The following is a 24,979-nucleotide window of genomic DNA, read 5'->3' as shown; positions in this document are numbered from 1 at the left end:
TGAGGTCACCGGATCCTCGCGGCGCCGCGATCAGGTCGCCGCCGGCCCCGTCCCGTCGTCGCCGCCGTCGCCGCGCAGGCGACTACCCGTGAGTGAGAACGATCTTCACGGCGTCGCCGCGGGCCTGGGCCGCGATGGCCTCGTTGATCCGGGAGAACGGCATCGTGGTGATCAGGCGGTCGAGCGGGAACTCGCCGCTCCTGAACAACTCGACAAGCTGCGGGATGAACACATCCGGATTGCTGTCGCCCTCGACGATGCCGCGGAACCGCAGGCCGCGGGCCTGCATCTCGAGGAGCCCGACGGTCAGCGCCGCGGTGGGATCGGCCGGCACGCCCACCATGCCGAACTCGCCCTGCTGGGCGAGTGAGGCGAGCACGGCGGCCAGCACCGGGGCCGCCGCGGTCGTGTCGACGGCGAACTTGACCCCTCCGGGGATGATCGCGCGGACCTGGCCGGCGATGTCGCCCTCGGCCGGGTCGATCACGTGCGTCGCGCCCAGCAGGAGGGCGAGGTCCCGGCGGGCGGCGACGGGCTCGACGACGATGATCGTCGACAGCTCGCGGACCCGGGCCGCCATGACCGCGGACAGCCCGACCGAGCCGCCGCCGGTGACCAGGAGTGACGAACCGGCGGGGCAGTTCAGGGAGTTCAGCACCGCGCCCGCACCGGTCTGCACGCCGCAGCCCAGCGGCCCGACGAGTTCCAGCGGGACACCGTCAGGGACCTTCACCACGTTGGCCTCATGGGCCAGGGCGTAGGTGGCGAACGACGACTGGCCGAAAAAGTTGCTGCCCACGCTGGTCGCACCGTCGTACAGCCGGGTCGCGCCGTCGGCACCCACGCCGCCGAAGTTCACCTCCATGAAGCGCGCGCAGTACGCCGGCGTACCGGCCAGGCACTCCGGGCAGGCGCCACAGCTGTTGAAGGTGAGCGCGACCGGATCACCGAGCACCACCTTGGTCACGCCCGCGCCGACCGCGCGCACGACGCCGCTGCCCTCGTGACCGACGACCGCCGGGAACGGGAATGGCAGGTGGCCGTGCTGGACAGCGAGGTCGGTGTGACACAGCCCGACGCCCACGATCTCCACGAGGACCTCCCCGGGCGCGGGATCGGCCAGCTCCAGGGGCCGCAGGCTGAAATCCGCGCCCAGCTCGTCGAGAACAGCGGCGGTTATCTTCATCGGTTGTCGTCTCCCTTTGTCTTCTCTTCTTTTCCTCGGCTCCGCCGCGTCGCCGCGGGCCCGGTTCAGGCGCTGGAGTCGACGACGTTGATGCGAATTCCCTCGCACTCGCCGGTGACAATGAGCTGGCACGAAAGGCGCGAGTCCCCGTCGGCACCGTCGAGGAACTCGAGGAGATCGGTCTCCTCCCCGGCGGGCTCGTCGAACAACGCGCGGGTCTGCGCGTCGACGTGCACGTGGCAGGTCGCGCAGGAACATCCGCCTCCGCATTCGGCGACGATGCCGGGCAGGTTGTTGCGAACCGAGCCATCCATGATCGACATACCGATCGGGACGTCGATGGTCTTCTCGGTGCCGTCCGGCAGGACGTAGGTGATCGCCGGCACGTTGGTTACTCCTCAGGCGGTGGTCTTGGTCGTTCGAGGTCGCGGGGGCGCGAGGTTGCGGGGGCGCGCAGGCGCGAGGTCAGGGGGGCGCGGAGGCAGTGGTCAGACGGGTCAGACGGGTCAGACGGGTCAGACGGGTCAGACGGTCACGAGATCACGCAGGCCGATCCGTTGGTCCGCGAGCCGGCCGGGGTCGACGGGCCGGCCGGCGGTGAGCAGGCGACGGCCGGCCATGAAGTCGGCGGGCGCGTTCGCGGTCTCCACAGCCACCAGCACGCCCTCGCGGTGGTGGAACAGCGCGAACCGCCCCGCGCCGGGATCGCCGCGCACCACGGTCGCGAACGTCCCGCGCAGCACGCCGGCGATCTTGAGTTTGAGATCGAACTGATCGGACCAGAACCAGGGGACCTCCGGCTCGACCGCCGGCCCGCCGAGCACCGTCGCGACGGCCTGCCTGGCCTGCTCGACCGCGCTGGGAATGCTCTCCAGGCGCATGCGGCCGGTGACGCCGCGGACCGGCCGGCTGGTGACATCCCCGATCGCGAGGATCCTCGGGTCGTCCGTGCGGGCCCCGTCGTCGACGACGATGCCGTTGTCGCACGTCAGCCTGGCGGACCGGGCGAGCTTGTCGCGCGGCACCGCGCCGACACCGACGACCGCGACGTCGCAGGGCACGTGCCGCTCGTCCCCGTCGGGCCCGGTGACGACGACGGCACGCAGCCGGCCGGCCTCCCCGTCGAACCGTCGCACCACACTGTCGGTCATCACGGCTGTGCCGCGCTCGGAGTGGAAGCGCGCGAGGATCGCGGACAGCTCGGCGCTGGCGACGCGCGCCAGGATCCGGTCCTCCCGCTCGATGACGGTGGCGGGGGTGCCGTTCCCCCGCACCGCGGCCGCGACCTCCAGCCCTATGTAGCCGCCACCGACCACCGCGACCGATCCCGCTGCGCGGACCCGGTCGCGCAGTACCCGCGCGTCGACGAGCGAGCGCAGCATCCCGACGCCGTCGAGGTCCGCGCCGGGCACGTCGAGCCAGCGGGAGGCCGCGCCGGTGGCCAGCACCAGATGGTCGTAGGACCAGGTCCGTCCGTTCTCCGAGGTGACCGTCGCGGCCGCGCGATCGATCTGCACGACCCGCTCACCCAGCCTCAGCGCGACGCCCTGCTCCGCGTAGAAGGCCGGCTCGCGCAGCCATTTCTCCAACGGCCCGCTCAGGAACTCCTTGGAGAGAGGCGGGCGGTGGTAGGGCGGGTCCAGTTCGTCGCCGAAGACCACCACCTCGCCGGAGAATCCCGCCTGGCAGAGCAGAGCCGCGAACGTGCCCCCCGCGTGACCGGCGCCGACCACGACGACCCGGCCGGCCGTACCAGCCCGATCGGTCACGCCAGTTCCAGACTCACCGGAAGCCGGCGAAGCCCACCGACGAAGTTCGTCTGGACGACCTTGCGCGGGCCGGTGACCTCGATCGACACGAGCCGGGGCAGCAGCTCCTCCAGCATCACCCGCAGCTCCAGCTTGGCCAGGTGCTGACCGATGCACATGTGGGGGCCGTAGCCGAAGGCGATGTGGCGGTTGGGCCGGCGGTCGAAGCGGAACTCGTCCGGAGCGTCGAACACGTCGGTGTCACGGTTGGCCGACTGGTAGAGGAGCATGAAACGGTCACCCGCGGTGATCTGCTGGCCCCGCAGCACGTAGTCCTGGCTGGCCTGCCGGACGAAGTGCTTCACCGGCGACACCCAGCGCAGGCCCTCGTTCACCAGGTCGGGGATGAGCGAGAGGTCCGCCTTCACCGCGGCCAGCTGCTCGGGGTGCTGCGCGAGCGCCTCGAGGATGCCGGACAGGGTGCTCGACGTCGTGTCGTGACCGGCTGTCGAGATCGCGATGAACCAGCCGTACGCGACCTCCCTCGGGAACAGCTCGCCGTCGGGCGTACGGGCGTTCGCGATGATCGAGGCGAGGTCGTCCCTGGGTTCGGCGCGCCGGGCGTCGACGAAGGTGTCGAAGTAGGCATAGAAGTCGCGGATGGCGGCCGACCACTGCTGGGCCGCGGCCTCGGGCGTGAGCGGCTCGGTGTCGGCGCGCTGGGCCTCGGGGTCGGCGGTGCCGAAGAACTCCTGGGTGAGCGCCATCATGCGCGGCTCGTCCTCGGCCGGCACGCCGAAGAGCGTCATGATGACGTGCAGCGGGTAGCCGAGGGTGAAGCCGGCCACCAGATCCAGGTCGTTCGAGCCGGGCCGCAGGTGCTTGGCGATCGCCTGCCGGGCCAGCTCCCGGATGCGGTCCTCCCACTTCTTCAGCGACACCGGCCGGAACCATTCGTTGGCGATGTCCTTGACCATCGTGTGCTCGGGCGGGTCGAGGTAGGTGAGGGTCTCGAGGATCCGCAGGCTGCCACCGGTCAACGATTTCGTGAACTCGTCACCAGCCTGGTTCTGCAGGATCGGGTTGTGCGAGCCCGGAGCCTCGCCGCCGCCACTGGTGAAGATCGCCGGCTGCCGCTCGATCTCCATGATGTCCGCGTGCTTGGTGACGAGCCAGATCGGCTCGTAACCCTCGACGGACACCTTCGCCAGCGGGGCGTTCTCACGCAGCCACCGGTACGCCTCGAACAGCGGCGCGTCCTCCCGGTGGCCCTCGGGGAGGGCGACCAGCCTGGCGATCTCCTCCGGGACGTCGACGATCAGCGTGCTGTCCGCGATGGTCATGAGGCGCTCCCTGCGTCAGGGGCGGTCGCCGTCTGATCGCGGCGGCCCGGCTCGAAGTGGATTGCGTCCATCATGTGAGTGGACTCACACCGAACCCATCACCCGGAAGAGGGGCTTTTCTACCCCTTGCGCGGCGACCGCCCCTGTCCGTCCGCGAGCGAGCCACCGCCCTCAGCGATCCGACCCGCGGCGCCGCGGCGCCGTCCCGCGCGGCGGGCCTACCCGCCCATCCACCAGGTCAGGCCGGGCGACAGGCCGGCACCGGGCTCGCGACACCCGGCGGATTCGACACAGCCCGACCGCGCTCAAACTATACTGAACGTCAATGGTATGACCGATACAGAGCAGGGCCAGGAAGCCACCTCATCGACAAGGAGCAGCGGTGCGCGCGGTCGTCATGACGTCCTATGGCTCGCCGCCGGTACTACAGCCCGCGGACGTGCCCTCGCCACCAGAGCGCGCCGGCTGGGTCACCGTGCGACTGGCGGCGAGCGCCCTCAACTGGCATGACGTCCTGGTGCGCCAGGGCCGCTACCGGTCGCCGCTCCCCCACGTTCCCGGTGCGGACGGGGCGGGGGTGCGCGTGGACACCAACGAGGCGGTCGTCGTGCTGCCCTCGCTGTTCTGGGGCGGCGGCGACGCCGCACCAGGTACGGGCTGGGAGATCCTGGGCGACCATCATCCCGGCACCTACGCCGAACTGGTGAGCGTGCCCGCCGAGTGCGCCGTCCCCCGGCCGCGTGGCCTGAGCCTGGCCGAGGCCGCCGCCCTGCCCCTGGTCGGGGTGACGACGTTCCGGGCGCTGTTCAGCCGGGGCCGCCTCCGCTCCGGGGAGTCACTGCTCGTGCTCGGGGCCAGTGGGGGGGTCGCGACGACGGCCGTCTCACTGGCCACTGCCACCGGCGCACGCGTGATCGTCACCTCGGGGGCCAGGCACAAGATCGACGCCGCGCGGGACCTGGGCGCGACCGACGGTGTGGACCACAGCGCGGCCGACTGGGTCGAGGCGGCACGCGCGTTGACCCCCGGCGGCGCGGGCTTCGACCTCGTGCTCGACAGCGTCGGGCGGTGGGAGGAGTCGGTGCGCTGCCTTGCGCCCGGGGGGCGGTGCGTGGTGCTCGGCGCCAACGCCGCACAGCGGGCGAGCCTGCCGATCCGCCCCTTCTACTTCGGGCAGTACGAACTCATCGGCACGACGATGGGCAGCCTGCGCGACATGGCCGGGCTCCTGCGTTTTCTCGACGACCACAAGGTCGCGCCGCCGGTCATCGACCGCACGTTCCCGCTGGCGGAGGCGGCGCTCGCGCACGAGCGCCTTGAGGCCGGCGCCGCCTTCGGAAAGATCGTTCTGACTCACGACTGATCACCCGGTCCCGCCGCGCGGACCGTGGTGCGGCATTCGCATCCAGCCCGGCACGCGTTCCCGCTACCGCGATGCGTCTGCGCGCCGCGCGCCGCGGGCCGCGCGCGCCCCGAGCCCAGAGGAAGACCATGCCCTCCTCCGTCGTCCGCTACGACCTCGACCCCCGAGGCGTCGCCACCATCACCCTCGACGATCCCGCGACCCGCAACGCCCTCAGCGACCGGTTGCTCGATGAGCTGATCGAGCACCTCGAGCGGGTTCGGGCGGACGACTCGGTGCGGGTGGTGGTCCTGGCGTCCAGCGACGGCCGGGTCTTCTCCAGCGGTGGCGACCTCAAGGCGTTCGCCAGCGACACGCCGACGATCGAGAAGTACTCCGGCCTGGACCGGTTCCCGCGGGTCTACCGGCTACTCGGGGGGCTGGGCAAGCCAAGCATCTGCGCGGCCGGTGGCGACGTCCTCGCGGGTGCCTTCGGTCTCGCCCTGGCATGCGACCTGATCATCGCCCGTGACGGCGTGAGATTCGGCTGCCCCGAGATCAATGTCGGCGTCTTCCCCTTCATGATCTCGGCGCTCATCTACCGGAGCGTGCCGCGGGCGAAGGCGAACGAGCTCATGATGACAGGCAGGCTGATCTCCGCCGACGAGGCCGCCCAGCTCCAGGTGGTCAACGTGGTGGTGCCCGGCGAACGGTTCGATGCCGAGGTCGACCGCTGGGCGGGGCTGGTCGCCTCCCGTTCGCCGCTGCTCATGCGGATGGGCAAGGACGCCATCGACGCGACCCGGGACCAGCCGCTCGACGCCGCGCTGGCTCACCTCCAGGGCCAGCTCGCGCTCGCCTTCACCACCCAGGACATCAAGGAGGGTGTGGCCGCGTTCCGGGAGAAGCGAGAACCACGCTGGTCGGGGCGCTAGCCACTGGATCGTGCGGGGCGGGGCCGGTCCCGCCCCGGTTGCGCGAGACCCAGACCCCTCGTTCGCCACTGCGGGTCACCCCTCTGCTCCAGGAGCGGGATACCAGGCGATCCGAGCACGGCGTGGTCGACCGGAGCGTCACGTGGCGGTCCCGACAACCTGCCTATTTGGCCTGACCTATAGTACCGTTTCGGCGAAACGAAGCACCCTTGGAGGTGGTGTCCATGGATCTCGCCGACGCACCGGACGAGGCCCGCTTCCGCGCCGAAGTGAGCGCGTGGCTCGAGCGGGAACTACCGAAACTGCCCTGGCCCGAACCGGCGGACCTGGTGGACAAGGCGCCCTTCTGGCGTCAGTGGCAGGCCGCGGTGTCCGCCGCGGGCTACGCCGGGATCACCTGGCCGGTCGAGTTCGGCGGCCGAGGGCTGGACGAGCGGACGCAGGCGATCTTCACAGCGGAATGCGACAGGGCGGGAGCCCCCGAGCGGCTGAACATCATCGGAGAGGACTTCGCCGGGCCGACCATCGCCCACTTCGGCACCGCCAACCAGAAGCGGCGCCTGCTCCGGCCGATCCTGACCGGCGAGCACATCTGGTGTCAGCTCTTCTCCGAGCCCGAGGCCGGCTCCGATCTGGCCTCGTTACGCACCCGCGCGACCAAGGTCGACGGAGGCTGGCGCATCAGCGGCCAGAAGATCTGGACCAGTCGAGCACAGCTCGCCGCGCATGCCATCCTGCTCGCCCGCACCGGAGGCGGCGAGCGCCACCGCGGCATCACCTACTTCCTCCTGCCGATGGACTCCCCCGGCATCACCGTGCGTCCACTGGCGCACATGCTGGGCGAGGCCGAGTTCAACGAGGTCTTCCTCGACGAGGTCTTCGTGCCCGACGACGCGGTGGTCGGCGAGGTCGACGGAGGTTGGAAGGTCGCGATGGGAACGCTGGCCTTCGAGCGGGTGGCGATCGCGACCGGCCGGGTGAACACCACCAGGGCGGTCGAGGAGATCATCGCCGTCGTCCGCGCGCGTGCCACGGCCCACGGGACCCCGCTCGCCACCGACCCCCTGATCCGCCAGCGGGTCGCGGACCTCTGGGGCCGAGCGCTCGTACACCGTGCCATCGGTCAGCGGGTCATCTCCGCCGCCGCCGCCGGTGAGCCGCCGGGCCCGGTCACCTCGATCGGCAAGCTGTACTTCTGCCCGCTGGTCGAGGACCTCGCCGACTTCCGGCTCTCGCTCGAGCCTCTCGGCGACCAGTTCGGGCCGGCGGACGGCGGCGCTGCCGCCGACCGCTGGTTGCGTCTGGCGTACCAGGCTCGCGGCACCGCTATCGCCGGGGGTTCCACCTTCATCCAGCGCAACATCGTCGCCGAGCGCATGCTCGGACTGCCTCGGAGCTGACGTGACCTATATCTGGCACCCGAACCAGGAGTACCGGGAGAACGCGAACGTGGCCCGGCTGATGCGCCGTTTCGGGGTGGCCGACGCCGACGCCCTGCGAGCCGTGTCGGTCGCCGACGTCGGTGCCTTCTGGGACGCGGTCGTGGCCGACCTGGCTATCCGGTTCCGCCGCCCTTATCACACGGTGCTGGACGCGAGCGGTGGACCGCAGTTTCCCAGGTGGTTCGCGGGTGGGGAACTGAACGTGGTGGACACGTGCCTGGTCCGCTGGGCCGAACAGAGTCCCGACGCGCCGGCGGTCGTCCACGAGACCGAGGCCGGCACGGTGCGGGAGCTGTCGTACGCCGAGCTCTCGGAACAGGTCGCCCGGATACGCGGCGGGCTGCGCCGGCACCGGATCGGCCCCGGTGACACCGTTGCTCTCTACCTGCCGATGATCCCCGAGGCGGTCGTGGCGCTCTACGCGGTGGCGAGCATTGGAGCCATCGCGGTGCCGCTGTTCTCCGGCTTCGCTCCCGGAGCCATCGCGGCCCGGCTTCGCGACGCGGACGTGAAGGCGGTCATCACCGCGGACGGCACCGTGCGCCGTGGTCGAACGGTCCCGATGCGCCCGCGGCTCGACGAGGCGATCGCGCAATGCCCGACCGTGCAACTGGTCGTTGTCGTGGCGAACCTTGGCGAGACCACCGTCGATACGAGCCTCGGACGTTCGGCCGAGGAGGGCGGCGATCCGCAGACCGTGTCCTGGGGAAGCCTGCTGGAGGAGCCACCCAACCCGGTGACAGCGCCCACGTCGGCCTCGGATGTGCTGCTTCTGGGCTACACATCCGGGACGACCGGGCGGCCGAAGGGCGCCGTGCACACCCATGCCGGCTTCCTGACGAAGGTCGCCAGCGAGCTCGCCTACGGCTTCGAGATCGGCCCCGGGCGCTCGCTGTGCTGGATCACCGACATGGGCTGGATCATGGGGCCGCTGACCGTTCTGGGCACCCATGCCTGCGGAGGAAGCCTTGTCCTCTACGAGGGCTCCCCGGACATGCCGGACAGCACCCGGTTGTGGCGGCTGGTGGAACGCCACGCAGTGACGACCCTGGGGGTGTCCCCGACCCTGGTCCGCACGTTGCGGACGGCCGCGGAGGGCCTGCCGACGCAGGATCTCTCGTCAGTCCGAGTCCTGGGATCGACGGGGGAACCATGGGACCCGGAGTCCTACGAGTGGCTGGCCCGCGACGTGTTCACCGAGCGGGTGCCGGTCGTGAACTTCTCCGGCGGCACCGAGGTCGGCGGATCGTTCCTGTCCCCTTACCCCGTCGAGGACATCGCCAGCTGCTCGCTTGGCGGGCCGGCACTCGGGATGGATGTCGACGTTGTCGACGACAACGGGCATCCGCTGCGGGGAGCCATCGGTGAACTGGTGTGCCGCCAACCCTGGCCCGCCATGACCCAGGGAGTATGGCGGGACGACCGACGCTATCTGGAGACGTACTGGTCGACCTTCCCGGATATGTGGCGACAGGGCGATTTCGCCCTGGTGGACGAACACGGAGACTGGTATCTCCTCGGCCGCTCCGACGACGTCATGAACGTCGCTGGCAAACGTGTCGCGCCAGCGGAGATCGAGGCGGTGCTCGCAGCGGACCCGGCGGTGGCCGAAAGCGCGGTCGTCGGCATCCCCGACCCGACGAAGAACGAGGCCGTCTGGGCATTCTGGGTCGCTCACCCCAACTACAGCGAAGGCAGCTGCCCTACTGGCGAGCGAGTCGCCCGCCGGCTGCGTGAGCGGGTCGCTTCCCAGGTCGGCAAGCCCTTCGCCCCTTCCCAGGTCGTGCGGGTGGAGGCTCTGCCCAAGACCCGGTCGGCCAAGATCCTGCGCCGGGCGGTGCGTGCCGCCGTGCTGGGCACCGACGCCGGTGACCTGTCAGGTGCCGAGAACCCGGAGGCCGTCGAGGCCATCCGGGCCCAGGTCAGGGATCTTCGGTGAGCCGGGCCCCCGGGAGCGGTGGGCCCGGCGGATCAGCCCTCGGGTACCTCGATGGCGGTACGCTCGTCGATCTTGAGAACCGCCTCGGCGTAGGCGTGCACGTGCCGGCTCATGCGGCGCACGGCTCCGTCAGCGTCACGCGCCCGGATGGCCTCGGTGATCCTCTGGTGCGCCCGGAGCGTCAGGCTTCGGACCTCGGCGTCGATGAAACCCTGGTTGTCGGTACTCGCGTAGATGGCCCGCGAGAGCGCGGACATGAACCCGGTGAGCAACTCGTTGTGGCTGGCGGTCGCGACCGCAACATGCCAGTCGACGTTCGCCTGCAGGAAATCGGCAAGCGAACCACTTTCCACGGAGATCGCGACGTTTGCCGTCTCGAGCGCGACGAGATCGCTGTCCGTGCGGTATTTGGCCGCCAGGCGAGCGCAGGCGGGCTCAATCGCCTCCCGCGTCTCGAGAAGCGCCGCCAGGCGGATCCGACGACCACGGATCATCAGGTTGACGGAACTGGCCACCGACTCCTCGCCCGGCACCTGGACGTAGGCACCACCCGAGCGGCCGGTCTTGATCCTGATCAGCCCCTGCACCTCAAGAATGCGAAGTGCCTCGCGAACAGTGGTCCGGCTCATCTGGGTCTGCACGACGAGTTCACGCTCCGGCGGCAACACGGTGCCCTCGCGGAACTCGCCCCGCAGGATCCGCTCCCGCAGCTCCTCGGCGAGGACATCGGAGGCCTTGGGGACCTGCATAGGCCCCAGGCGAACCGCGTGACGATCCCGCGGACTCGGTCGGCCCGCAGCAGCCATCACGCCCCCAAGCTCCAGGTTTTTGGTCGTACCTAATTTAGCAGCCGTTCCACCGGCGGCCCGACCGCCGTCGAGCACATCGAGTCGAGACACAACGAGAGGTTGTCCATGCAGTGGAGCTTGTCGGAGGAGCAGACCGCGTATCGGAAGGCGCTGCGCGACTGGCTCGGCGACGTCGCGCCACCCGACGTCGCCCGCTCCTGGCTGGATGCCGGCGATCCAGCGACGTTCACCACGCGGTTGCGCGCGGACGGCTGGTCGGGCGTGGGTGTCCCGGAGGATGTGGGTGGCCAGGGCGGCGGAATGGTGGAACTCGCGCTGACCGCCGAGGAGCTGGCACGCCACGCGGTCCCTTCGGCGGCGTGGCTCGCCACCATGGTCATCCTCCCGGTGCTCGCAGCGCGGCCTGAGGTCCTCGAAGGCGCGGTCCACGGCACCGGCGCGACACTCGCGGTCAACGCCGAGTCGATCGTCTCCGAAGCCCCGGCCCTGACCGCTGACGCGCAGGGTCGCGTCAGCGGCGCTGTTCCTCGGGTGCTCGCCGCCGGCGAGGTCGGCGCCCTGGTGGTCCCTGTGGCCGCCGACGAGGGCCTGGCCCTGTTCCTGGTGGACCCAGCCGGGCCGGGGGTCCGGATCACACCGCGCAGCCTGCTGGACCGCTCCCGGTCTGTGGCCGACGTGGCCTTCGACTGCGCGCCCTGCACACCGCTGGCCGATCCCGCCGACGTGCGCGACCAGGGGGGCACCAGACCTGAGGAACTGCTCGCGGACGCCGCCGCGCGAGCCGCGGTACTGGTCGCGGCCGATTCGCTCGGTACCAGCGAACGGATGCTCGACATGGCGGTCGAGTACAGCCTGCAGCGCCACCAGTTCGGCGTCCCGATCGGATCCTTCCAGGCCGTCAAGCACGCCGCCGCGACGATCCTGGTGGGCAGCGAGGCGGCCCGCTCCGTGGTCTACTTCGCCGCCGCGTCCGTCCAGGGCGGCGACCCGTGGGCACTCGCCCACGCGGCGGCGGCCAAGGCGCAGGTCACAGCGGAGGGGGCCCGCGCGGCGGACTCGGCTCTCACGATGCACGGCGCGATCGGCTACACGTGGGAACACGACCTGCATCTGTTCTACAAGCGGGCGAAGCTCGACGAGTTCCTGTACGGCAGCCCGACGGCCTGGAACGAGGTCCTCGCGACGTACCTGCTCCCCGATCGGTAGCACTTTTGGTCAGTCCATAGATATGGTTATGCCAAATAGTGAAGGGAGGCCGGCATGGACTTCGATCTCACCGACGAGCAGGCGACGATCCGCAGGGCGGTGGCCGAGCTCGCGGCGAAGTTCGACGACGAGTACTGGATGAAGCGGGACGAAGAGCACGACTTCCCGACCGACTTCTACCGGGCGTTCGCCGACGGCGGCTGGCTCGGGATCACGATCCCGGAGGAACACGGCGGGCACGGCTTCGGCATCACGGAGGCGTCGCTGCTGCTGGAGGAGGTCTCCGCTTCCGGCGGCGGTATGAACGCGGCGAGCTCGATGCATCTGTCGATCTTCGGCATGCACCCGGTCGTCGTGCATGGCTCCGAGGAGCTCAAGCAGGAGACCCTTCCCCGCATCGTCAACGGCGACCTGCATGTCTGCTTCGGCGTCACCGAACCGGGCGCGGGCCTCGACACCACCCGGATCACGACCTTCGCCCGGCGCGACGGCTCCGACTACGTCATCAACGGCCGCAAGGTCTGGATCTCGAAGGCACTTGAGTCCGAGAAGGTCCTGCTGCTCACCCGCACCACCCGGTTCGAGGACTCGGCCCGCAAGACCGACGGCATGACCCTGTTCCTCACCGATCTCGACCGGGATCACGTCGACATCCGCCCCATCAGGAAGATGGGCCGCAACGCGGTCAGCTCGAACGAGCTGTTCATCGACGATCTGCGAGTGCCGGCAGAGCATCGCGTCGGTGAGGAGGGCAAGGGCTTCACCTACCTGCTCGACGGACTCAATCCCGAACGGATGCTGATCGCCGCGGAGGCTCTCGGCCTCGGCCGCGCCGCGCTTCGACGCGCGGTGCGCTACGCCAACGAGCGTGAGGTCTTCGGCCGGCCCATCGGGATGAACCAGGGTCTGCAGTTCCCCCTGGCGGACTCCCTGGCCCAACTGGACGCCGCCGAGCTGGTCCTGCGCAAGGCGACCTGGCTCTACGACAACGGCAAGCCGTGCGGCCGCGAGGCGAACACGGCCAAGTACCTGTGCGCCGATGCCGGCTTCCACGCCGCCGACCGCGCGTTGCAGACACACGGAGGCATGGGCTACGCCGAGGAGTACCACGTCTCCCGGTACTTCCGCGAGGCCCGGCTGCTGCGCATCGCACCGCTCAGCCAGGAGATGGTCCTCAACTTCCTGGGCTCCCACGTCCTCGGACTGCCGAGGAGCTACTGATGCCGGCCGCCAGCCCCACACCGACACCGGGGCCATCGACGTCATCGTTCTCCCTGGCGGGCCGGTCAGCCCTCGTCACCGGCGCGGGCAACGGCATCGGTGCCGCCGTCGCCCACGCGTTCGCGCGGGCCGGCTCGGCGGTACTGGTAACCGATGTCGACAAGGACGCCGCGGCGGCCGTCGCGGCCGGCATCGTCACCGCTGGCGGCCGTGCCGGGTCGGCCGTGCTCGACGTCCGTGACGCCGACGCGGCCCGGGCCGCGGCCGAACAGGCCGCCGACCTCGGCGGCGGCACCCTCAACATCGTCGTGAACAACGCGGGCGCCATCGCGCCGGCGATGTTCGACAAGATGGAGCCCGGCCAGTTCGAGCGGGTGGTCGCCATCCACCTGGGCGGGACCTTCACGGTCAGCCAGGCCGCGCTGCCGTTCCTGCCCGATGACGGGACCGGGCGGATCATCAACGTCACCTCCGCCGCCGGCCTGGTCGGCACGATCGGACAGGTCAACTACAGTGCCGCCAAGGCCGGTGTCCTGGGAGTCACCAAGTCACTCGCCCGTGAGCTCGCCCGGCGGCGTATCACCGTGAACGCGCTCGCGCCGCTCGCGGCGACCTCGATGACAGCGAACATCCGGGGCAACGAGAAGCTCGCCGCGCTCACGCTGGCCCGGGTGCCCCTCGGACGCTGGGCCGAGCCCGCGGAAATCGCCGCCAGCTTCGTGTTCTTCGCCTCCGACGCGGCCTCCTACATCACCGGTCAGGTGCTCGCCGTCGACGGCGGGACGGTGATGTGAGATGCCGACCTCTCGCGCGCACGGCGACTCCCCCTTCGCCTCGACCGGGCGGGACGCGCTGATCGTCGAGGCACTGCGTACACCGATCGGCCGCTCCCACCCCAAGCGCGGCTGGTACCGCGACGTCCACCCGAACGAGATGCTCGGCACGGTCTACTCGTCCCTGCTCACCGCCGCCGGGCTCGCCCCGGACGTGGTCGAGGACCTCGTGGTCGGCTGCACGGCCCCCTTCGGGGAACAGTCACGCAACATCGCCCGCAACGCCTGGCTGCAGGCCGGCTACCCGCCGCGGGTGCCCGCCACCGTGCTCGACCGGCGCTGCGGCAGCGCGCAGACCGCGGTGGAGATGGCCGCCGCCCTCGTCTCGTCCGGCACGCACGACATCGTCCTCGCCGGCGGGGTCGAGCACATGCACCACGTTCCGATGGACTCGCCCGCCCGGATCTCCGAGCTCTACGGCGACCCGTGGCCGCCCGCGCTGCGCGACCGCTACGACTTCGTGCCGCAGGGTGAGAGCGCCGAGCTGATCGCCGACCGCTGGAGCATCTCGCGGGCCGAGATGGACGAGTTCGCGGCACGCTCGCACGCGCTGGCGGCCACCGCGGTCGAGGCCGGGCACTTCGAGCGAGAGATGATTCCGCTCGACCTGGACGGCACCCGCCGGGCGAGCGACCAGACGATCCGGCCCGGCACGACGACCGAGATCCTGGCCGGCCTGAAGCCGGTCTTCCGGCCCCCGGCGCAGGGCCGGGTGACCGCCGGGTCATCGTCACCGATCTGCGACGGGGCTGCCGGCGTGCTGCTGGCGTCGCCCCGCGCGGCCACCGAGCACGGTCTGGCCCCTCGCGCCCGCGTCCTTGATCAGACGACCGTCGGCGTCGACCCGGTCATCATGCTCACCGGGCCGATCCCCGCCACCCGCAAACTGCTCGAACGCAACGGCCTGACCATCGACGACATCGACCTGATCGAGATCAACGAGGCTTTCAGCTCTGTGGTGCTGGCCTGGGAAGCCGAGCTGCGGCCGGACATGGACCGGGTCAACGTCAATGGCGGGGCGATCGCGCTCGGCCATCCGGTCGGCGCGACCGGAGCGCGCCTGTTCGCCACGCTGCTCGCCGAGATGGAGCGGCGCGACGTCGAGCTGGGGCTGGTCACGATGTGCTGCGGCGGCGGCCTGGGCACCGCGACGCTGATCCAGCGGGTCGCGGGATGATCGACTTCACGTCATACCTGCGGCCTGACGACGGCGTCTGGTGGGGACAGGCGGGCGCGGAGCCATCGGTGCTGGTCGACGCGCTGCTCGACCAGATCGCCTCGATCGGTCCCGTGCGGGCCTTCTGCGGCCTGACCTGGAACGGGCGGTTGACCCGGGAGCTGCCAGACGAGCTGACAGTCCTGTCCTACGGCGGGCTCGGTGAGCTTCGGTCCCTGAGCCGCCACGGTCGCCTCGATGTCGTGCCGTGCCACTACTCCTCGCTCCCGCGGATGTTCGCCACCCGCATGCTGCCCTGCGACGTCGGCCTGCTGCAGGTCTCGGCACCGGATGCCGACGGGATGGTGTCACTGGGGATCGGTGTCGAGTACATCGCCGACGCGCTGCCGCACGCCCGGCTCCTGCTGGCCGAGATCAATCACCGGATGCCCGCGACCCGAGGCGCGCCCAGACTCGCGCTCGACGCGTTCGCGGCGACAGTCGAGACGGATCGCCCGCTGCTCGAGGCGGTCCCCCGGGAACCGGACACCGTCGACAGGGCCATCGCCGAACATGTCGCCGGTCTCATCCGCGACGCAGACACGGTGCAGATCGGCGTCGGAACGCTTCCCGCGGCGGTGCTCGAAGCCCTCGCCACCCACACCGACCTGGGCATCCACAGCGGCATGATCACGGACGGCGTGCTCGACCTGGTCGAGAAGGGCGTGGTGACCGGCGCCCGCAAGGAGATCGACCGAGGTCTGGTCGTCACCGGAGCGGCGCTCGGGTCGACGTCCCTCTACGACCGGCTCGCCGACTTCCCGGTCGAGTTCCGGGCGGCCAGCTACACCCACGCCCCGGAGGTGCTCTCCCGTCTGCGGTCGCTGGTCTCGGTCAACTCCGCCATCGAGGTTGACCTGCTCGGCCAGGTCGGCGCGGAGATCCGCCGCGGCGTCCACATCGGAGCGGTCGGGGGCCAGGTCGACTTCAGCCGGGCGGCGTCGCTGACCGGGGCACGCTCGGTGATCGCGCTGCGCTCGGAGTCGGGCGGCGAGTCGACGATCACGCCCGTGCTGCACGGGCGGGTGGTCACGACCGCCCGCGTCGACGTGGACGCGGTCGTCACCGAACACGGGGTCGCCCTCCTGACCGGGCAGACGGTGACCGAACGCGCTCGGCGCCTGATCCGGATCGCCGCGCCCCAGCATCAGGAGTCGCTACACAGAAGCCTCACGGAGCAGGAGGATCTCCGATGACCGTCTACCCGAACGCCACCCCGGGCGAGCAGCGCCGGGTACACATCCGCGAGGTCGGCCCGCGCGACGGTTTCCAGAACGAGCCGGAGACCGTCCCCACCGCCGACAAGATCAGACTGATCAACGCTCTGGGCCGCGCCGGGCTGGCCCGGATCGAGATCGCCAGCTTCGTGCGACCGGACATCATCCCACAGCTCGCCGACGGGGTCGAGGTGCTGCGCGGAGTCGATCTGCCCGCGGGTGTGGAGCGCATGGTGCTGATCCCGAACAGCCGCGGGCTCGACAACGCTCTGCGCCACCGTGGGCTGTTCGAGTCCGTCGCGCTGTTCGTCAGTGCCTCCCAGACCCACAACCAGCGCAACATCAACCGGACCGTCGAGCAGACGATGGCGGACGTGGCTGTGATGGCCGCCCGGATCCGCACCGAGGGCCTGCGGCTGTGCGCCGTCATCGCCACCGCCTTCGGCTGCCCCTACGAGGGGCCGGTCCCGATGGAGCGGGTGCTGGACCTCGCCGAGCAGTTCGCGCAGGCCGGCGCGGTCGAGGTGGGGTTCGGCGACACGACCGGGATGGCGAACCCAGCCTACGCCGGGCGGTTCTTCGCCGCGGCGCTCGACCGGCTACCCGGTGTCGAGGTCACCGCGCACTTCCACAACACCCGCGGCCAGGGCCTGGCCAACGCCTACGCCGCGCTGGAAGCAGGCTGCGGCAGCTTCGAGTCCAGCTTCGGCGAGCTCGGCGGCTGCCCGGTCCCGGCCGGTTCCACCGGCAACATCGCCACCGAGGATCTGGTCAGCATGTTCCACGAGATGGGCGTGGAGACCGGCGTCGACCTGCCCGCGCTGGTCGACGCGGCGCGGGACGCCCAGGCCACCCTGGGCCGCCGGCTCACCAGTCACTCGATCGTCGCCGGCCCGATCCCGTGGCACGCGCTGCCCGCCGACCACCGCGTCGTCTGCTGAGCGTCACCCCTGCTCCCGACGGCCCACCGACCACACCACTCCCCAGGACTCACAGGAGTTGTTCATGACCAACCGTGTTGCCCTCGTCACCGGTGCAGCGCAGGGAATCGGCCGGGGCATCGCGGCCTCGCTGGTCGAGGCCGGGTTCCAGGTCGCTGTCGCCGACCTGAACGCCGACGTCGCGGCCCGCACCGCGAAGGAGATCACCGCGGTGAGTGGAACCGCGATCCCCGTCGAGATCAACGTCACCGACACAGGTTCCGTGCACGCGGCGGTCGAGACGGTCGAGGCCGGTCTCGGGCCCGTCGAGGTTGTCGTCAACAACGCCGGGTGGGACGACTTCATGCCGTTCGTGGCGACCACCGAGGAGTTCTGGGACAAGATCCTCGACATCAACTTCAAGGGTGCGCTGCGGGTCATCCAGGCCGTCCTGCCGGGGATGATCGAGCGCCGTTTCGGCCGGGTCATCAACATCGGCTCTGACGCCGGCCGGGTGGGTTCCTCCCTGGAGGCCGTCTACTCCGGCGCCAAGGGCGGGATCATCGCGTTCACCAAGACGCTGGCCCGCGAGGTCGCGACCAAGGGCGTCACGGTCAACACCGTCTGCCCCGGTCCGACCGACACACCGGCGCTGCGTGCCTTCGCGCAGCGGGGCCAGGGAGGTGCCGACGCCGAGAAGGTGATCGCCGGCATGACGCGCGCGGTGCCGATGCGGCGACTGGGCACCCCCGAGGATGTCGGACCCGCCGTGGCGTTCCTCGCCTCCGACGGCGCCGGCTTCGTCACCGGGCAGACGCTGTCGGTCTCCGGCGGCCTGACGATGGCTTGATGACAATGCCCACCACACCAGCCGTACCCACCTCACCAGCGGCGACGGCGTCCGCCCAGCCAGCCGGGATGAACGACGCGGCGGACCAGGTCGTGACGTGGCGGACGCACGCGCCGGGCATCCAGGTCGTCACGATGGCCCGCCCACCCGCCAACGCTCTGGGCGTGCCGCTGCTCGAGGGTCTGCACCGCGCCATCGACCACGCCGAAGCGGCGGGCGACATCAAGGTCGTGGTCGTCACCTCCGCCCTGCGCGGCTTCTTCGCCGCGGGCGCCGACATCAAGCACCTCGCCACGATCGACGCCGCGTCGTTCACCGCCTACGGCGACCTGATGCGCGCCGTCAACGACCGGTTCGCGGCGGCTCCGTTCCTGTCGATCGCCGCGATCGACGGACTGGCGCTGGGCGGCGGGCTCGAACTCGCGATGGCCTGCACGCTGCGGGTCGCCGGCCCCCGGGCCGCGCTCGGCCTGCCCGAGGTGAAGATCGGACTGATCCCCGGAGCCGGCGGCACCCAACGGCTGACCCGCCTCGTCGGACGTTCGCACGCGCTCGACATCATGCTGACCGCTCGCCGGGTGCCGGCCAGCGAGGCCCAGGCGATCGGGCTTGTCGACCGGTTCGTCGACGAGGACGGCGGCGGCGAGCGCGGCGCGCTGGCCCTGGCGGCGGAGCTGATCGGCCCGTCGCTGCCCGCACAGCTCGCGGTCGTGCGCACCGTGGACGCCGCCGGCGACCTCCCCCTCGCCGAGGGGTTCCGCTACGAGGTCGAACAGGAGCAGGAACTGTTCGAGACCGGCGAGGCGGCCGAGGGCATCCGGGCGTTCGTCGACAAGCGGCGGCCCCGCTTCGCCTGAGCGGATCCGCCAGATGTCCCGCCCCGGCCGCGCTCCCGGGGCCACTAGGCCACTGGGCCACTCACCTTCGACGAACCGCTCGTCACCGATGACAGGAGGCGGACAGATGACGACGCCGACCTACGAGACCTTCCTGACCGACGAACCGCGGCCGGGCGTCGTGCTGCTCACGCTGAACCGGCCGGACCGCTACAACGCCATGACCGACACGATGTTCGTCGAGCTGGAGGCGTTCGCCCGGCGGCTCGACGCGGACAGCCGCGCGCGGGTCCTGGTCATCACCGGTGCCGGCCGTGCCTTCTGCGCGGGCTTCGACCTGGCCGCCGCCGACGGACTACCCGGTCTGGGCGCGTTGGGCATGCTCGACCAGCAGGAGCGCGCGGCGCGGGCGCTGCTGGCGATCCGATCACTGAAGGTGCCGGTCGTCGCGGCCGTCAACGGTCCGGCCGCCGGCGGCGGGCTCTCGCTCGCGCTCGCGGCGGACATCCGGCTGGCGTCGCCGGAGGCGAAGTTCAACGCGGCGTTCGTGCGCATCGGGCTGTCGGCCGGGGACCTGGGGGTTTCCTGGCTGCTCACCCGGCTGGTCGGGCCGGCTGTCGCCAGCGAGATCTGCTTCACGGGCCGCCTGGTCGACGCGCGCGAAGCCGAGCACATCGGGCTCGTCAACCAGGTGAGCGAGTCCGGCGGCCTGCTGGACGACGTCTTCCGCCTCACCGAGCAGATCGTCGCGAACTCGCCCGGCGGCGTGCAGTTGTCCAAGCGGGCGTTGCAGGCCAACCTCGAGGTCGGTTCCTACGCGGCCGCGCTCGAGCTCGAGAACCGTGGTCAGGCGCTGCTGACCCGCAGCCAGGACATGCCCGAGGCACTGGCCGCCTTCCGTGAAAAGCGCACGCCTGTCTTCAGAGGAGATTGACACCGTGGCCAGCACAGTGAACGGGACAGCTTTACCGGGGGAGGCGGCGCCGAGGGAGGCGGCGCCGAGCGTCGCCGCCCTGGCGCTGCCCGAGTTCGAGACACTCGCCATCGAGGTGCTCGACGGCGCCATCGCGGTCCTGCGCGTCAACCGCCCGGAGCGGATGAACTCCCAGACCGTCACGATGTTCCACGAGTTCGGTGCGGCCGCTCTGGCGCTGCGGGACAGCGGTCTGCGGGCCCTCGTCCTCACCGGCGCGGGAACCCGGGCCTTCTGCGCCGGCTTCGACCTCGACGAGATCGACGTCATCACCAGGATGGGCGTGCGCGAGTTCCTCGCGTTCCAGGAGACCGCCACCGGGGGCATCCAGGCCATCCGGCATCTGCCCTTCCCCGTCCTCGCCGCGGTCCACGGCCCCGCCACCGGTGGTGGCCTCGCCCTGGCGCTGGCCGCCGACATCCGCTACGCGGCGCCCACCGCGAAGTTCAGCGCCGCGTTCGTGCGGGTCGGCCTGTCCATCGGCGAGCTCGGCACCTCCTTCAATCTTGTGCGGCTGATCGGGCCGGGCCGGGCGGCCGAGATCGGGTACACGGGTCGACTGGTCGGGGCCGAGGAGGCCGCGCGCATCGGGCTGGCGAACCGGGTCGTGCCCAGCGAGTCACTGCTCGCGGAGACCCTGGCGACAGCCCGGCTGATCGCCGCGAACTCACCGGGCGGAGTCCGACTGTCCAAGCGGGCCATCCAGCGCAACCTGGAGATCACCTCCTATGCCGCGGCTCTGGAGCTGGAGAACCGCGGCCAGGCGCTGCTGACCCGCACCGAGGACATGCCCGAAGCGCTCGCGGCGTTCAAGGAGAAGCGCCCGGCCGTCTTCACCGGCCGATGAGCGAGCTCGCGGCGGCGACGAGCCCGCCACGAGACCTGCACCCGGGCGCCGCCGCGGCGGGTGACGTCACCGCACCGGAATGGGACTGGGACGCGGCCACCCGCTCGCGGCTCGAGCGTTTCCTCGCTGAGCGTGGCCTCTGCGACGGGCCGGTGAGCACCCGGCGCATCGGCGACGGCCACTCCAACCTCACCTACCTGGTCTCCCACGGCGCCCGCCAGCTCGTCATCCGCCGCCCGCCGCCGCCCCCGGTGCCGCCCGGCGGACACGATGTCCTGCGCGAGGCCCGGCTGGTGGCCGCGTTGCGCGACTCGCCGGTCCCGGTGCCCGCGGTCCTCGCGACCGCGCGGGCGGGCGAGGTGCTCGACGTGCCCTTCTACGCCATGAGCTTCACCGGCGGGCCGGTCGTCACCACGTCGACCCCCACCCCGCTGGACACCCCCGCCACCCGCCGGGAGATAGGCGAAGCACTCATCGACACTCTGGCCGAACTCCACGCGGTCGACTGGCGTGCCAGGCACCTGGACGATCTCGGCCGGCCCGAGGGGTTCAACGCGCGCCATGTCCGGCGGCTCGGCCGGCTGGTCGCGGACGCGCACGGCGCGCTGCCGCCGGAGTTCACCGTGGCCGAGGCGTGGCTTCGCGACCACGCGCCGGCCGAGTCAGGCGCCTCGATCGTGCACAACGACTACCGCATCGGCAATGTGATCATCGAGCCGGGCCCGCCGGGCCGGGTCGCGGCCGTGCTCGACTGGGAACTCGCGACCATCGGCGACCCTCTGTTCGACGTCGGCTATTTCCTCGCGTCCGTGCCGGAGCCGGGCGAGCCGCTCACCCCCACCCAGCTGCTCGGGACGGCGCAGCTCGAGGGCGGATACCCCAGCCGCGCCGAACTCGGCGCCCGCTACGCCGAACGCACCGGCCGCGACCTCGGCGGGCCCAGCCTGTCGAGGCTGACCTGGTACACCACGCTCGCGCTGTGGAAGCTGGCCGCGCTGTACGAGTACAGCCGCCGGCGGGCCGGGACGGGCTCCGGCGACCCCTACTACACCGACCCCGCGCTGGTCCGCTCCTTCCTCGACGCGGCGCACCGCACCGCCGGGCTGCCTCCTCTCCAGCAGGCCCGTCCCGGATCGAAGGAGGCACAGTGAGCGACACCGAGTTCCACGACGATCTCGTCACGCCGCGGACAGCCGCGGCGAACGACCTGCCCGACCGGTTCTTCGACCGTTTCATGTTCAACGCCCACCCGGTGGACCGCACCGGCCCGTCGATCGTGCTCGGCTGCGGGCTCTACCCCACCCGCAACGTGATCGACGGTTTCACGGTCGTCGTGGCCGGAGCCGAGCAGCACAACCTGCGCTGGTCGACCGAGCTGGACGCGACGGACTGGCGCGGCGGCGGGCCGTTTCGTTTCGAGATGCTCGAGGCGAACCGCGCCTGGCGGCTCGTTCTCGACGACAACCCGAGCGGGCTGGCGTTCGACCTCACCTGGCGGGCACGTACGCCGGCCTGGGTCGGTGACGTCGAGGTGCACAACAGCGACGACTCCACGCCGACCAGGTTCGAGCACCTCGTCCAGTCCGGTCTGCACCACGGCTGGCTGACCGTCGGCGGCGTGAGGACCCAGGTCGACGGCTGGTACGGCCAGCGTGACCGGTCCCGTGGCGTACGCACCATGTCGGGGGGGCAGGGTCTGCACCTCTGGTTCCAGGCCCAGTTCCCCGACCGCTCCGTCGGTTTCCTGCTGGTCGAGGACCGTCGTGGCGGGCGCATCCTGCTCGAGGGCTCGGTGATGCACGCCGGCGGGACCGGCGCGGGCGGCGGTGCCGGCGGCCTCGACCCGATCGTGGACGTACGTCACGACCTGCGGTTCAACGGCGAGCTCGACCTGCGTTCGGGCACCGTCGAGGTGACGACGGCTTCCGGGCGGACCTGTCTCATCGACTGCGACGCGTCGGCCGGCGGCGGCTTCCTGGCCGGTGGCGGCTACGGCGGCCAGCACGGCCGGCCACGCGGGCGGGACCATGTCGAGCACGACGTCTATCCGCTCGACGGGACCGTCTCCCCCCGCACTCTGGACACGGCGCTGACCGACCGGCTGACCGCCTTCAGCTGGGACGGCACAGCGGGCACGGGGATCTTCGAGTTCGCCCACAGCCGCAGCCCGTCGTACGTCTACCAGGCAACGCTTCGAGGCCCAGTGCGACCAGTTGATTGGGCCTGGCCCTCCTGCGTAAAGTCTGCCAATGGTCAGTCCTAAAAGTTGACCTTAACGATCATCTGCCGATGCCACCGGCCCACCCTCATCCCCGCGCCGCGCGCGAGGGTCCGGGCCGCGGCCAGCGCGGCAACCGCGAGAGAGGACCCATGGTCGATGGACGACTTCACTGACGTCACGTACGAGGTCGAGAACGGCCTCGCCTGGATCACGATCAACCGGCCGGATCGCTACAACTCCTTTCGGGCCCGCACGGTCGACGAACTGGTTCTCGGTTTCAAGCGGGCCTGGGGCAGCGACGACGTGGGCGTGATCGCCCTCACCGGCGCCGGGGAGAAGGCGTTCTGCACCGGCGGCGACCAGAAGCAGCGCATGGAGACCGGCGACTACGGCCCGTCGGCCAGCGGGCTGTTCGAGGTCGACTCCCTGCACCGGGTCATCCGCGACGTGCCCAAGCCGGTGATCGCGGCCGTCAATGGCTTCGCCATCGGCGGTGGCCACGTGCTGCACCTGCTCTGCGATCTGACTCTCGCCGCGGAGACCGCCAAGTTCGGCCAGAACGGCCCGCGTGTCGGCTCCTTCGACGCCGGCTTCGGCACCGGCCTGATGGCCCGGGCGATCGGGGAGAAGCGCGCGCGAGAGATCTGGTTCCTCTGCCGGCAGTACTCGGCACAGCAGGCGTACGAGTGGGGTCTGGTCAACAAGGTCGTCCCGGCCGACCAGCTCCGCAAGGAAGTCCGGTCGTGGGCGGACGAGATCCTGCGCCTCTCCCCCACCGCCCTGAAGGTCCTCAAGCAGTCCTTCAACACCGACACCGAGCACTTCGCCGGCATCGGCCAGATGGCCTACTCCAGCCTGCGGATGTTCGGCGAGACCGCGGAGGCCAAGGAGGGCATCACCGCCTTCAACGAGAAGCGCGCTCCCGACTTCTCCACCTACCGCGGCAACTGAGGGAAGCGGGATGACAGGTCAGTCGGCACCGCCGTCGCCGTCACCGTTCGCCAGCGACGCGCTGGCCGGCAAGCGCGTCCTCATCACCGGCGGCGGTACCGGACTCGGCCGGGGCCTCGCCGGTCATCTCGTCGCGCACGGCGCGGACGTCCACCTGTGGGGACGGCGCGAAAGCGTGTTGCGGGAGGCCGCCGAGGAGGCGTCCGCCGGGAAGCCCGACAGGGTGCACGTGGACGTCGTCGACATCCGCCGCTTCGACCGGGTGGACGAGGCGATGGGGGCCCTCTGGGCCGAGCACGGGCCTCTCACCAGCGTCCTCAACAACGCGGGGGCGAACTTCATCGCCCGCACCGAAGATCTCAGCCCGCGCGCCTTCGAGGCCGTGACCAGCACGATCATGGACGGGTCGTACTTCACCACCACGGCCGCGGCCCGGCGCTGGATCGCGGGCGGCCTGCCCGGCAGCGTCCTGTCCAACCTGACGACCTGGGTCTGGTCGGGTTCGGCGTTCGTCGTGCCGGCCGCGATGGCCAAGGCCGCCGTCCACGCGATGACGATGTCGCTGGCGGCGGAGTGGGCCCGGCACCGCATCCGGGTGAACGCCATCGCGCCCGGGCCGATCCCGACCGACTACGCCTGGGCGATGCTCAATCCCACGGACAGGAGCTCGGGCGGGGCGACCCAGACCGACCGGATCCCGGCGGGACGCCCCGGCACCGTCGCGGAACTGGCCCACCTTGTCATCTTCCTGCTGTCGGATGCCTGCGACTACCTGACCGGCCAGACGATCGCGATGGACGGCGGCCAGATGCTCGCCGGCCCGGGCACTTTCGCGGAACTCGCGACACTGACCGACGCGGACTGGACAGAGATCCGCGCGCAGAGCACGGCCGCCTCCGCCACGAGCGCGGCACAGCGCACAACGCAGCGGAACAGCGGCTGAC

23 protein-coding genes are annotated in these 24,979 nt (G+C 70.9%); 18 read left to right on the top strand and 5 right to left on the bottom strand.

Annotated elements, in window-relative coordinates; all coding sequences use genetic code 11:
• Positions 1-82 precede the first annotated feature (82 nt).
• The 4 genes from C1A33_RS11595 to C1A33_RS11580 form a co-directional block, all read right to left on the bottom strand.
• A complete protein-coding gene (locus tag C1A33_RS11595; protein ID WP_101831510.1) occupies positions 83-1,186 on the bottom strand; it encodes an NAD(P)-dependent alcohol dehydrogenase in 1,104 nt (367 codons plus the stop codon).
• Between the two features lie 65 nt (positions 1,187-1,251).
• Positions 1,252-1,572 (bottom strand): 2Fe-2S iron-sulfur cluster-binding protein, encoded by a 321-nt coding sequence (locus C1A33_RS11590; RefSeq protein ID WP_101831509.1) that lies wholly within the window; start codon positions 1,570-1,572, stop codon positions 1,252-1,254.
• Between the two features lie 138 nt (positions 1,573-1,710).
• Complete coding sequence (locus C1A33_RS11585; RefSeq protein WP_101831508.1) at positions 1,711-2,955, bottom strand: NAD(P)/FAD-dependent oxidoreductase; 1,245 nt, start codon at positions 2,953-2,955, stop codon at positions 1,711-1,713.
• A complete protein-coding gene (locus C1A33_RS11580) occupies positions 2,952-4,277 on the bottom strand; it encodes a cytochrome P450 (RefSeq protein ID WP_101831507.1) in 1,326 nt (441 codons plus the stop codon). Before C1A33_RS11580 ends, C1A33_RS11585 begins: the two co-directional genes overlap by 4 nt.
• A gap of 382 nt (positions 4,278-4,659) precedes the next feature.
• Between C1A33_RS11580 and C1A33_RS11575 the strand changes: the two genes are divergently transcribed.
• The 4 genes from C1A33_RS11575 (at position 4,660) to C1A33_RS11560 (ending at position 9,935) form a co-directional block, all read left to right on the top strand.
• Positions 4,660-5,640 (top strand): quinone oxidoreductase family protein, encoded by a 981-nt coding sequence (locus tag C1A33_RS11575; protein WP_101831506.1) that lies wholly within the window; start codon positions 4,660-4,662, stop codon positions 5,638-5,640.
• 128 nt (positions 5,641-5,768) lie between these two features.
• Positions 5,769-6,554 carry an enoyl-CoA hydratase/isomerase family protein gene (locus C1A33_RS11570; RefSeq protein ID WP_101831505.1) on the top strand — a complete coding sequence of 262 codons (786 nt, stop codon included), beginning with the start codon at positions 5,769-5,771 and terminating at the stop codon, positions 6,552-6,554.
• A 224-nt stretch (positions 6,555-6,778) separates the two neighbouring features.
• Positions 6,779-7,954: an acyl-CoA dehydrogenase family protein gene (locus C1A33_RS11565; protein WP_101831504.1), complete on the top strand. Its 1,176-nt coding sequence runs from the start codon at positions 6,779-6,781 to the stop codon at positions 7,952-7,954.
• 1 nt (position 7,955) lies between these two features.
• Complete coding sequence (locus C1A33_RS11560) at positions 7,956-9,935, top strand: AMP-binding protein (RefSeq protein ID WP_243407442.1); 1,980 nt, start codon at positions 7,956-7,958, stop codon at positions 9,933-9,935.
• 32 nt (positions 9,936-9,967) lie between these two features.
• On the opposite strand, the gene C1A33_RS11555 is transcribed toward C1A33_RS11560, so the two are convergent.
• Positions 9,968-10,684 carry a FadR/GntR family transcriptional regulator gene (locus C1A33_RS11555; RefSeq protein WP_101831503.1) on the bottom strand — a complete coding sequence of 239 codons (717 nt, stop codon included), beginning with the start codon at positions 10,682-10,684 and terminating at the stop codon, positions 9,968-9,970.
• A 165-nt stretch (positions 10,685-10,849) separates the two neighbouring features.
• On the opposite strand from C1A33_RS11555, the gene C1A33_RS11550 reads away from it, so the two are divergent.
• The 14 genes from C1A33_RS11550 to C1A33_RS11485 all read left to right on the top strand — a co-directional run bounded on the left by C1A33_RS11550 (position 10,850) and on the right by C1A33_RS11485 (position 24,978).
• Positions 10,850-11,950 (top strand): acyl-CoA dehydrogenase family protein, encoded by a 1,101-nt coding sequence (locus C1A33_RS11550; protein WP_101831502.1) that lies wholly within the window; start codon positions 10,850-10,852, stop codon positions 11,948-11,950.
• Between the two features lie 54 nt (positions 11,951-12,004).
• Positions 12,005-13,171, top strand: a complete 1,167-nt coding sequence (locus C1A33_RS11545; protein WP_101831501.1) for an acyl-CoA dehydrogenase family protein — start codon at positions 12,005-12,007, stop codon at positions 13,169-13,171.
• Positions 13,171-13,965, top strand: a complete 795-nt coding sequence (locus tag C1A33_RS11540) for an SDR family oxidoreductase (RefSeq protein ID WP_101831500.1) — start codon at positions 13,171-13,173, stop codon at positions 13,963-13,965. Before C1A33_RS11545 ends, C1A33_RS11540 begins: the two co-directional genes overlap by 1 nt.
• Position 13,966: 1 nt before the next feature.
• Positions 13,967-15,181, top strand: a complete 1,215-nt coding sequence (locus tag C1A33_RS11535; protein ID WP_101831499.1) for a thiolase family protein — start codon at positions 13,967-13,969, stop codon at positions 15,179-15,181.
• A complete protein-coding gene (locus tag C1A33_RS11530; protein ID WP_101831550.1) occupies positions 15,178-16,416 on the top strand; it encodes an acetyl-CoA hydrolase/transferase family protein in 1,239 nt (412 codons plus the stop codon). Before C1A33_RS11535 ends, C1A33_RS11530 begins: the two co-directional genes overlap by 4 nt.
• Positions 16,413-17,378 (top strand): hydroxymethylglutaryl-CoA lyase, encoded by a 966-nt coding sequence (locus C1A33_RS11525; protein WP_101831498.1) that lies wholly within the window; start codon positions 16,413-16,415, stop codon positions 17,376-17,378. The genes C1A33_RS11530 and C1A33_RS11525 overlap by 4 nt, the downstream gene beginning before the upstream one ends.
• 64 nt (positions 17,379-17,442) lie before the next feature.
• Positions 17,443-18,207: an SDR family NAD(P)-dependent oxidoreductase gene (locus C1A33_RS11520; protein WP_101831497.1), complete on the top strand. Its 765-nt coding sequence runs from the start codon at positions 17,443-17,445 to the stop codon at positions 18,205-18,207.
• The gene (locus C1A33_RS11515) at positions 18,207-19,064 is read left to right on the top strand and encodes an enoyl-CoA hydratase-related protein (protein ID WP_243407441.1); all 858 of its coding nucleotides are present in this window, start codon (positions 18,207-18,209) and stop codon (positions 19,062-19,064) included. Before C1A33_RS11520 ends, C1A33_RS11515 begins: the two co-directional genes overlap by 1 nt.
• Positions 19,065-19,170: 106 nt before the next feature.
• Positions 19,171-19,977 carry an enoyl-CoA hydratase/isomerase family protein gene (locus C1A33_RS11510; protein ID WP_101831495.1) on the top strand — a complete coding sequence of 269 codons (807 nt, stop codon included), beginning with the start codon at positions 19,171-19,173 and terminating at the stop codon, positions 19,975-19,977.
• Between the two features lie 4 nt (positions 19,978-19,981).
• Positions 19,982-20,863 carry an enoyl-CoA hydratase/isomerase family protein gene (locus C1A33_RS11505; protein WP_207770266.1) on the top strand — a complete coding sequence of 294 codons (882 nt, stop codon included), beginning with the start codon at positions 19,982-19,984 and terminating at the stop codon, positions 20,861-20,863.
• A complete protein-coding gene (locus C1A33_RS11500; RefSeq protein ID WP_101831494.1) occupies positions 20,860-22,014 on the top strand; it encodes a phosphotransferase family protein in 1,155 nt (384 codons plus the stop codon). Before C1A33_RS11505 ends, C1A33_RS11500 begins: the two co-directional genes overlap by 4 nt.
• Positions 22,011-23,126 carry an Rv3169 family protein gene (locus C1A33_RS11495; protein ID WP_207770265.1) on the top strand — a complete coding sequence of 372 codons (1,116 nt, stop codon included), beginning with the start codon at positions 22,011-22,013 and terminating at the stop codon, positions 23,124-23,126. Before C1A33_RS11500 ends, C1A33_RS11495 begins: the two co-directional genes overlap by 4 nt.
• A 114-nt stretch (positions 23,127-23,240) precedes the next feature.
• Positions 23,241-24,035: an enoyl-CoA hydratase-related protein gene (locus C1A33_RS11490; RefSeq protein WP_101831493.1), complete on the top strand. Its 795-nt coding sequence runs from the start codon at positions 23,241-23,243 to the stop codon at positions 24,033-24,035.
• A gap of 10 nt (positions 24,036-24,045) precedes the next feature.
• Positions 24,046-24,978, top strand: coding sequence for an SDR family oxidoreductase (locus C1A33_RS11485; RefSeq protein WP_101831492.1), 933 nt, complete (start codon positions 24,046-24,048; stop codon positions 24,976-24,978).
• Position 24,979: the final 1 nt, after the last annotated feature.

It is taken from the genome of Frankia canadensis, assembly GCF_900197875.1.
Lineage (GTDB): Bacteria > Actinomycetota > Actinomycetes > Frankiales > Frankiaceae > Frankia > Frankia canadensis.
This window is presented reverse-complemented; position numbering and strand designations above follow the sequence as displayed.